The organism is Pontibacter sp. HJ8 (assembly GCF_054824225.1).
Map to the genome: position 1 here is coordinate 1 of NZ_JSYF01000492.1, position 10,193 is coordinate 10,193.

Annotated in this window: 12 protein-coding genes; all 12 read left to right on the top strand. The window is 49.9% G+C overall.

The features are described from left to right. The coding region (locus OB13_RS18365) for a YsnF/AvaK domain-containing protein (RefSeq protein WP_461491639.1) at positions 1–886 on the top strand (886 nt) is incomplete at its 5' end. A gap of 242 nt (positions 887–1,128) precedes the next feature. Further along, entirely contained in the window at positions 1,129–1,677 is a 549-nt protein-coding gene (locus OB13_RS18370) for a YsnF/AvaK domain-containing protein (protein WP_461491640.1), read from the top strand. 35 nt (positions 1,678–1,712) lie between these two features. After that, positions 1,713–2,531, top strand: coding sequence for a YsnF/AvaK domain-containing protein (locus tag OB13_RS18375; RefSeq protein ID WP_461491641.1), 819 nt, complete (start codon positions 1,713–1,715; stop codon positions 2,529–2,531). Positions 2,532–2,805: 274 nt separating this feature from the next. Then, positions 2,806–3,486 (top strand): metal-dependent hydrolase, encoded by a 681-nt coding sequence (locus OB13_RS18380; RefSeq protein WP_461491642.1) that lies wholly within the window; start codon positions 2,806–2,808, stop codon positions 3,484–3,486. A gap of 7 nt (positions 3,487–3,493) precedes the next feature. Continuing rightward, entirely contained in the window at positions 3,494–4,276 is a 783-nt protein-coding gene (locus tag OB13_RS18385; RefSeq protein ID WP_461491643.1) for a ParA family protein, read from the top strand. Positions 4,277–4,288: 12 nt separating this feature from the next. Beyond that, positions 4,289–5,203 (top strand): ParB/RepB/Spo0J family partition protein, encoded by a 915-nt coding sequence (locus tag OB13_RS18390; protein WP_461491644.1) that lies wholly within the window; start codon positions 4,289–4,291, stop codon positions 5,201–5,203. 9 nt (positions 5,204–5,212) lie between these two features. Beyond that, entirely contained in the window at positions 5,213–5,860 is a 648-nt protein-coding gene (locus OB13_RS18395; RefSeq protein ID WP_461491645.1) for a DUF5683 domain-containing protein, read from the top strand. Next, positions 5,857–6,573, top strand: a complete 717-nt coding sequence (dapB, locus tag OB13_RS18400; protein WP_461491646.1) for a 4-hydroxy-tetrahydrodipicolinate reductase — start codon at positions 5,857–5,859, stop codon at positions 6,571–6,573. The genes OB13_RS18395 and dapB overlap by 4 nt, the downstream gene beginning before the upstream one ends. 17 nt (positions 6,574–6,590) lie before the next feature. Next, positions 6,591–7,691 carry a signal peptidase I gene (lepB, locus tag OB13_RS18405; RefSeq protein ID WP_461491647.1) on the top strand — a complete coding sequence of 367 codons (1,101 nt, stop codon included), beginning with the start codon at positions 6,591–6,593 and terminating at the stop codon, positions 7,689–7,691. 268 nt (positions 7,692–7,959) lie between these two features. Continuing rightward, entirely contained in the window at positions 7,960–8,364 is a 405-nt protein-coding gene (locus tag OB13_RS18410; protein WP_461491648.1) for a hypothetical protein, read from the top strand. A 59-nt stretch (positions 8,365–8,423) separates the two neighbouring features. Then, positions 8,424–9,719, top strand: coding sequence for a serine hydrolase (locus OB13_RS18415; protein WP_461491649.1), 1,296 nt, complete (start codon positions 8,424–8,426; stop codon positions 9,717–9,719). Between the two features lie 290 nt (positions 9,720–10,009). Then, a partial coding sequence (locus OB13_RS18420; RefSeq protein ID WP_461491650.1) for a hypothetical protein occupies positions 10,010–10,193 on the top strand: 184 nt, incomplete at its 3' end.

The window sequence follows — 10,193 nt, forward strand, 5'->3', positions numbered from 1 at the left end:
AACTAACAAGACTATGGAACGCCAAACAGTAGTAGGAATTTTTAAAGAGGGTATAGATGCACAAACTGCTGTGCAGAAATTGGAAAGTACCCATCATATAGATCGCAATAAAATAGATATAGCCAACCCAGGTTCTACGACTGCTGAACGAGTAGTCGGATCAACAGATCGGAACTCAGACAGTGTAGGAAGCTTTTTCGGATCCTTATTCGGTACAAACGATGTTGCTGAAAAGCATACCCGTGCTGCCCGTAAAGGCTGGGTGGTAACCGTACACGCTGACTCCAGGCAGGAAGCTGAAAAAGTAGCAGAAGTTCTGGATACCTGTGGCGCAGTGGATGTGGACGAAAGTGATATCCAGAATACGACACAGGGACGGGCCTCAACCCAGCCGGGAGGAGCCGTACCACCTCCGCAAGGTATAGCCCAGGATAGAACAGACCGCACAGATGTGACAGACAGAACTATTCCGATCATGGAAGAGCGTATGAATATAGGCAAGCGGGAAGTTGAATCAGGCGGAATCCATATGAGAAGCCGTATCGTTGAGCGCCCGGTTGAGGAGCATCTGAGACTGCGCGAAGAGCATATCGAAATAGAGCGGAACAAAGTAAACCGCCCTGCCACTGAGCGTGATTTCCAGAACTTCAAGGAAGGAGAAACTACCATCACGGAACGCAAGGAAGTACCTGTTGTAAACAAAGAGGCCCGTGTAGTAGAAGAAATAAAGATCGGCAAACATACAGAGCAGCGCGAAGAGACCGTGCGCGGTACAGTCCGCAAAACGGATGTAGAAGTCGATAAACTCAATCCTGAAAACGATCCGAACCGGGAAATTGATCCGAGAAGACCGGGAAGCATACCCGGACGTCCGGATAATGTCTAACAATTCGTTTCCGAAACGAACTGAAAAGGCAGCCGCTTAGCGGCTGCCTTTTTTTTCCTCCCACTGGTAGGAAGCAGGTATAGGTGAACCGGCTGTTGCAAACTTTTCATGAGTACGGCGCACCATGTAAACTATTACAATAAGCTTATATTCAAAACAATAGACATCCTCCCCCGTAAAAAAACTGGACCAATCAACACCTGTTTATTGGCATTCATTTAACAGCGTATACACTCAGAACTATGAATAAGAAACCAAACAAATTAGCGTCAGAATTTGACCAGAAGCTGAATGAAAGCAGGCCTGCTGAACCCTTATCGGAACGTGACATACGGGTTGAGTACAGCAAGGAAGGCGATGAGAACGATGCCCGCAGAGCGGAGACAGAAGCTGCGCATGCAAGAGACAGATCGGAAACCATCCCGGTAATCGAGGAGCAGGTGCATGTAGACAAGAAGATCGTGGAAACCGGCCGGGTACGTATTTCCAAAGACGTACACGAGGAAGAAGTAACCGTTGACCTGCCCACAGTGTACGAAGAAGCCCACATCGAGCGCGTGGCCATCAACGAGTATGTCGACACTCCCCCACCTCCTATTCGCTACGAAGGGGATAAAATGATCATACCTGTTACCCGCGAGGTGCTGGTCGTTGAAAAACGCATCCTGGTGGTAGAGGAACTGCATGTAACCAAACGCAGAACCGAGGAACACGATTCGCAGCAGGTAAAGCTTCGCCGGGAAGAGGTGAATGTGAACCGCTTCCGAAACGATGACCCGGAAAGACGCTAAACACTTACACGACCTTTACTCTAAAAACCAAAGCTATGAAACATACAGTAATCGGCATTTTTGAATATGGGGTAGACGCGCAAATGGCTGCCCAGCAGCTGATGAGCAGCGGCATCCCATCCGGCCAGGTAGACATTGCTCTCGGGCATACTGCTGCCCGGGTCACATCTACACCGGAGGAAGCCTATAGAAAAGAAAGAAGCGGCCGGGTCAGCAAATTATTTGACTCCCTGTTTGGTGACAAACACGAATCAGAAAAGTATTCCCGCGTAGCCGAGCACAGCGCTGTCGTGACCGTGCATGCACAGTCAGAGGCAGAAGCCCGGCGGGCAGCAGAGTTGCTCGATAAGTATGGTGCGGTAGATGTAGACGAGCACGAAGAAAAACTCAGAACAAGATCGGCTGAAGATAAAACCGGATCCTCCACCGCTGCGCCGGCCACACCAACCGGTACTATACCTGTTATAGAAGAAAATGTGCACATCGGCAAGCGCGATGTTGAAACAGGGGGTGTACGCCTGAGAAGCCGTATTCTGGAGCGCCCCGTAGAAGAGCACCTGCGGTTACGCGAGGAACACCTGGAAGTGGAGCGCCATCCTGTCAACCGCCCGGCAACCGAAAAAGATGTTACCAACTTCCAGGAAGGCGAGATCGAGATCGTGGAACATGCTGAAGTACCGGTTGTAAAAAAGGAGCAGCGCGTGGTAGAAGAGATCCGGTTGCATAAAGAAACGTCGGAGCATGATGAGACCATCCGCGAAACCGAACGCAAGCAGCAGGTCGATACGGAAAGGATCAGAACAGACCGCGATCCCCGGGCTCCGGGCTACCCGGAAGACCCTCAAAACAGGTAGGTATAGCATCTGTAAGTCAAAAAGCATGCAATAAGCTCCCGGGGCGACAGTTATTAAAACGACTGTCGCCCCGGTCGTTTCAGGGTATAGCTTGTCCTGCCATCCGGCCCGGGTATAGCTTCCCCAGACACTCTGGCAATGTGGATAACCCCCGAAATCGTGGATAAAAATATAGCTCGCCGCCCGTGGAACAGCGTTCTTTCTGTCCAAAAAACTGTATCTTTGTAAATGCTCTATCAGCTTTCAGAGCGAACGAAAGAAGAATCTGTTAACTATGGAAATAACGTATTACGGTCAGTCCTGCTTCCTTTTTAAGATCGGGGATCATCGGATATTATTCGATCCCTTCATCTCCCCGAATGAACTGGCCTCGGACATAGACGTTGACAGCATACAGGCAGATTACATTCTACTGTCACACGGTCACCAGGATCATGTGCACGACGCAGAGCGTATCGCCCGAAACAACGATGCGACGATCATCGCCACGTATGAAATCGCCACCTGGTACGGAGAGAAAGGTATAGCGAACACCCACCCGATGAATACGGGCGGTAAAGTGACCCTTCCGTTTGGAACCATCAAGATGGTCAGTGCCATACATTCCAGTTCGCTGCCCGATGGCACCTATGCAGGGAGCGCAGCAGGCTATGTGGTGGAAACAGAAAATCAAACATTTTATTTTGCCGGCGATACCGCCCTCACCTACGACATGAAGCTGATCCCGGAGCAGTTTGACCTGGATTTTGCCCTGCTCCCGATCGGCGATAACTTTACCATGGACATTCACGATGCCCTGGTAGCCGCTGATTTTGTACAGGTCGACAAGGTAATCGGTATGCACTACGATACTTTCCCTTACATCAGAATTGACCATGAGGAGGTGAAGGAAGTGGCTGAAATGGCCGGTAAGGAACTTATACTGATGCAAATAGGTCAGACTATAAACCTATAATTTTAAGATGGGAAAAATAATCGCGGTTGCTAATCAAAAAGGTGGCGTAGGAAAGACCACCACAGCCATTAACCTGGCTGCCAGCCTGGCGGCCCTGGACTATAAAACATTACTGGTGGATGCAGACCCGCAGGCGAATGCCACATCGGGCCTCGGCTTCGACCCCGCCAGCATCACGACCAGCATATACGAATGCATGGTGGAGGATGTTAAAATACAGGACATCATCCTCAACTCGCCCAACATCGAGTTTCTGGACCTCATTCCGTCGCACATCGACCTGGTGGGTGCCGAAGTGGAGATGATCACCGTACCCAACCGGGAGGAGAAGATGCGCGAAGCACTGGCTCCGCTCAAAGAGGTGTATGATTTCATCATCATCGACTGCTCCCCTTCCCTGGGTCTGATCACGGTGAATTCACTTACAGCTGCTGACTCCGTCGTGATACCGGTGCAGTGCGAGTATTTTGCATTGGAAGGGCTGGGCAAGCTCCTGAACACGATCAAGATCATACAGTCGCGCCTCAACCCGGAGCTTTCCATTGAGGGTATCCTGCTGACCATGTATGACGTGCGCTTGCGCCTGAGCAACCAGGTGGTGGAAGAAGTGAAAACACACTTTCAGCAGATGGTGTTTGATACCATTATTCCCCGAAACGTGAAATTGAGCGAGTCTCCGAGCTTTGGTATACCTGCCATTCTGCACGACGCAGAAAGCAAGGGGGCCATGAGTTACCTGAACCTCGCCCGTGAGATAGCAGAGAAGAACAGCGTCACGCTGGCGAAATAATATTATCCGTACATGTCTGACAACAAGAAATCAGCAGCACCCCGCAAAGGCGGCCTCGGCAGAGGCCTGGGCTCTCTTTTGGAGGGAAACAAGTATACCGGAAAAACAGAGTCTTCCACACTTAACGAAGTCAATACCATCGCAGATATAGCTATTGATCAGATACAGACGAACCCCTACCAGCCGCGTACGCACTTTGACCAAACCGCACTGGAGGAATTAGCTGAGTCTATACGCATACAAGGTATCATTCAGCCCATTACCGTTCGTCAGCTCGACCAGAACACGTACCAGCTGATCTCAGGTGAACGCCGCTACCAAGCAGCCAAGATGGCCGGCCTGAACGAAATTCCTGCTTACATCCGTAAGGCGGATGACCAGCAGATGCTGGAAATGGCCCTGATCGAGAACATTCAGCGCGAAAACCTGAATGCGATCGAGATCGCCCTCTCCTATCAGCGCCTGCTCACCGAGTGCAGCCTGAAACAGGAAGAACTGGGCGACCGGGTAGGCAAAAAGCGCACGACAGTGACCAATTACCTACGCCTGCTTAAGCTGCCACCCGATATCCAGATTGCCCTGCGCGATAACCAGATCAGCATGGGCCATGCCCGCGCGCTGATCAACATCGACACCATCGAGCAGCAGCTGGAGATTTTCAAGAAAGTGGTAGCCGAGGAACTGTCGGTGCGTAAGGTAGAGGAGCTGGTTCGCAATGTGCAGAATGCCGGCAAAAAGCCTGATCCGCAACAAAAACTGGTGTTCAACAGGTATGACGAAGAACTAAAAGGTGTCGAAACACGCCTTTCTTCTCAGTTCGGCACAAAAATACTGGTAAAGGCCAACAACGACGGAAAAGGCGAGATCAAGATCCCGTTTGTGTCGGTGGAGGAGCTCAACCGTATCCTGGAATTACTTAACTATTAAGGTCAGGGCATGAGGGTAGCACCGGGTATTGTTCTCTTACTGGTGGGGCTGGCACTTCAGTTCCAGGTTTCCAGTGCCCATGCACAGGTAATCACCACAGGTCCCGATTCGGTAGTGGTCCTGAGTCCTGAAACAGACTCAATTGCCCAGCAAAATAAGTTTTTTCTGAGTGGCCTCAAGAACCTGGACAGACCCGGCAAAGCAGCCCTGCTATCTGCTGCGTTCCCTGGTCTGGGACAAGCCTATAACAAAGCTTACTGGAAGATACCCATTATCTTTGCCACAGGTGCTGTGCTGGGCTACTTTATCATCGACAACAACGACAAGTACCAGGATTTCAGGCAGGCAACTATTCAGCGGCGCGATAAGAAAGATAAATACATGAACGATCCGATCTATGGCGATCAACGCCCCAATGGTGCGCAAAACCTGCGTTCCAGCCGGGACTTTTACCGCCGCAACCGGGACTTGACCATTATCCTGTCGGTAGGTGCATACGCCATGAACATCGCGGAAGCCTATGTACATGCCCATTTGAAAGAATTTGAAGTGGGTGATGATCTGAGCCTGCGCCTGCAGCCAGACCTGTTCCATACGCCGGCGAACCGCAGTGTTGCGCCGGGTCTTACTCTTACTCTCTACACCAGAACAAAATGAGAATCCTTTTGATCGGTTATGGCAAAATGGGCAAAACCATTGAGCAGATGGCCCTGGCCAAAGGCCACCAGATAGCCGGCACCATTGACCATACCAACGCCGAAACACTTAATGCCTATACCCCTGCCAACACGGATGTAGCCATTGAGTTTACCCATCCGGAAGCAGCTTTCGATAATATTTCCTACTGCCTGCGCCAGGGTATACCGGTTGTTTCCGGCTCCACAGGCTGGCTCGACAGGTATAGCGAAGCAGAACAGCTGTGCCAGCAAAACAAGGGCGCTTTCTTTTATGCCTCCAATTATAGTGTAGGAGTTAATTTGTTTTTCCATTTTAACGAATATATTGCCGGTAAAATGCAGGCCTATAAGGAGTATCAGGTTGCAATACGCGAGATACACCACCTGCAGAAAGTGGATAAACCAAGCGGCACCGGTATCACCACGGCGGAAGGTATACTGGCCAGCTACCCTGCCCTGACCGGCTGGGCGGCAGACGATGACTCAGACAAATCAAAACTGAATATCATGTCGGAGCGTGAACCGGATGTGGTGGGCACGCATATTGTGACCTACAGCTCTGAAGTAGACCAGATAGAACTCGGACACATTGCCCACAGCCGCGCCGGCTTTGCCGAAGGAGCCCTGATGGCTGCGGAATGGCTGCAAGGCCGACAAGGCGTATATGGCATGAAAGACATGCTGAACCTATAGTAACAAAGTCTTTATACATGAAAGTAAAGTTTTGGGAAAAGAAACCCGCTGCCAAAGCGCCTAAAAAGAAAAAGAGCTTTGCACGTGAGTGGGGCGATGCCATCCTTTTTGCCGTTGTGGCGGCCAGTTTGATCCGCTGGGCAACGTTTGAGGCCTATACCATCCCGACGCCTTCGATGGAGAAGTCGCTGCTGGTAGGTGACTTCCTGTTTGTGAGCAAGCTGCACTACGGGCCTCGTACCCCGATGACGCCGCTGCAGGTACCTCTCACCCACCAGACTATCTGGGGCACCAACATCCCTTCTTACTCCGACGCCATCCAGCTGAAATCCTATCGCTTGCCGGGCTTCTCTGAAGTAAAACGCAACGACGTGGTGGTATTCAACTATCCGCCGGAAGAGCAGCACCCCGCCGACCTGCGCACCAACTACATCAAACGCTGCATCGGCATTGCCGGCGACTCCATCGAGATAAGGGACATGCAGGTATACATCAATGGCAAAGCTGCAGAGAACCCGGAGAAAATGCAGTACAAGTATTTCCTTTCCACGGACCAGCGCCTAAGTGAGAAGTTCTTCCTGGAGCGCGACATCACCGACGTGATCCAGTGGCAGGGAGGCTACATCGTAGATACGTCTCCGGAGAAAGCGAAAACGCTTGCTTCCCTGGATTTCATCAAAGAGGCGATGTTGCTGAAAGACGAACCGGGCAAAGGCGATGCGGAAGTGTTCCCGCATGTGCCGAGCAAGTACGAGTGGAACAAGGACAACTTCGGCCCGCTCTATATCCCCAAAGAAGGCGCTACCGTGGCCATCACCCCCGAAACACTCCCCTTCTATGAAAAAGTGATTACAGGGTATGAGCACAATGACAATGCGGAAGTACGCGACGGCAAGCTATACCTTGACGGAAAAGAGGCCAACCAGTATACCTTCAAGCAGAACTATTACTTTATGATGGGCGATAACCGCCACAATTCGCTGGACTCCCGTTACTGGGGCTTCGTGCCGGCAGACCACGTAGTAGGCAAAGCCGTACTTATCTGGATGTCTACCGACCCCTATGGCAGCTTCCTGGACAAGATCAGGTGGAACCGTCTGTTCAAGACAATCGAGTAGAAGAAGAACCTTTGATACAAAAACCGCCAGTTCTGAAAAGAGCTGGCGGTTTTTGTTTTTACCTCTTGGGTTCAGTGAGTTAGAAAGGAGGAATTCTTGTATATTAGATGATTAAAATATAAGAGTGGGTAAAACTCGGGTATAGTCAGCTATACCTTTCCGGATATTGTGCCAGTAACTGCAAATTTACGTTTTGAGGTACCTTTAATGTTGCTCTGAACCTCAAAGCCAGGCCCGTTCTTTATAAAAGCATACTATAAAATTTACAATGAAGACGCTATCCATCACATTTTCTAAATTATGTTTGTTCACCTGTTTATTCCTACTTATCAGTTGCAAGGAAGAAAGCTTTGAAGAATTAGCTCCTTATAAAAGTTATACCACTTTGCTGTCTCAGAAGGACTCTAATCCTCCTGTTGCTACAGTGCTGGAAAATAGCTTGAACTTAACCGTAACCTGGTCTAGGATTTCCCAGGGGAAATATTCAGGGACATTAAGCAGGGCTGTAAATGCGGATAAAAGTGTTCTTTTTGTAACCACTCCCACAACCCATACTGGTTTCAAAGCACAACTAAAAAGTCCGACCGAGATACGACTGGAGGCTGAAGCAGGTGTCAATGCGTTTCAGGATAACTTTACGAACGTAAGCCTGGAGCTTAAGGAGTATAAATAATGCCTTTCAAAAAACCTGAGACTGTACCAACGAATAAAAGACTCTAACCCTATTGCTACATGAATAGATCTTTACTGCTCTTTGCCTTGCTGTTTTACTTCGGCAAAGCATCCATCGCCCAGGAACGGACCGACAAATCTCTGAGGGAGATCCTGACGAAAGCCGGTAACGACAACTTGAACCAGGTGCTCCGCAACCCGGACCAGTACCGCGTGCAGATCATTTACACCGAGATCAACCGCGACAAGCACAACAAGCCATCTTTCAAAAACCACTACTTTCATTACGATCCTAAGCTATACTTCAACCCGGCTTCTACGGTTAAGCTCCCCCTGGCCTTCATGGCGCTGGAGAAGCTCAACACCATCCAGCAAAAAGGAATCGATAAGCACACACCGGTTGTTTTTGACAGCAGCAACGTGGGCCAGAAACCCCTTCACACCGATGCGTCGGCTGCCGGCGGGTTGCCTTCCATCGCCCACTTTATCCGGCGCGCCTTGCTCATCAGCGAGAACGACCCCTACAACCGGCTGTACCAGTTTGTCGGGCAGCAGGAAATCAATCGGAGCCTCCGCCGCAGGGGCTACGGCGGCTCCCGTATTGTGCGGCAGTTCGCAGGCTATACCACCGAACAGAACCGCCACACCAACGCCTTTCGTTTCCTGAATGCCGACGGCAGCACCAGGTATAGCCAGCCGTCTTTGTACAACCCCGACCCCATTGATTTCAGTGAGGAGATCAAGCTGGGGAATGCGCACTTCGACAGCCGAGACAGCCTGGTGAACGGGCCTTTTGATTTCACGGGGCACAACAAACTTCCCTTGGAGGATTTGCAACAACTACTGCAATCGGTGATGTTTCCGGCATCGGTGCCTAAAAAGCAACGATTCAACCTGACCCCGGACGACTACGATTTCCTGTACCGGTACCTGTCGCAATACCCATCCGAAACGCCGTACCCCAAGTATGACACTACCGAGTTTTACGACAGCTACGTCAAGTTCTTTTTCCGCGACAGCACGCACCGCATGCCCGAACAGGTACGCGTGTTCAACAAGGTAGGCTGGTCGTACGGCTTCCTGACGGATGTGTCGTATGTGGTAGATTTTGAAAACCAGGTAGAGTACATGCTGACGGCTACAGTGTATGTGAACAGCGACGGCGTGCTCAACGATGGCAAGTATGAATATGACACCGTCGGCTACCCCTTCCTCTATAATGTAGGGCAGATCATTTACAAGCACGAGCTGGGCCGGGAGCGCAAGCATAAACCGGATCTGTCTGCCTTCAAGATCAAGTATGAGAAGCGGGACCCGCAGGACACCCGGCCTGTTTTGACAGAGGTAGACAACTAAGATGCTGCCATAACTTTGGTAAACTCCCGAACCAGGAAATTATTTATGACTATTGAAAAGAAGCTATAGCTTTGATATTGAGACCGCCGGTTCTGAAAAGAGCTGGCGGTTTTAGTTTTACCGCTTGAATGCTGTGATTTAGAAAGGAAGAATTATTGTATATTAGATGTTTAAAATATCAGGTGAGCAATGTCCTGTTTTAATCAGTATACTCCCCCACATATAGTACCAATAACCGTATGTTCACATTTATCTGGTAGTTAGCAAAAAGCTACAATTAAAAAAAAGAAATGAAGACTTTGCTCCATATCCTTATACTATGTGTGATAGGCACTACTTGCTTGAAGGGGCAGAGTTTAAGTAAAGAGTATGTAGACAACTGGATTGAGAAAACTTTTCCAGCCTTAAAGGTAGACAGTAGTGCTTTGTATATTTTGAACGGCCACTTGATTGAATCTGACTCAATAAATGCTA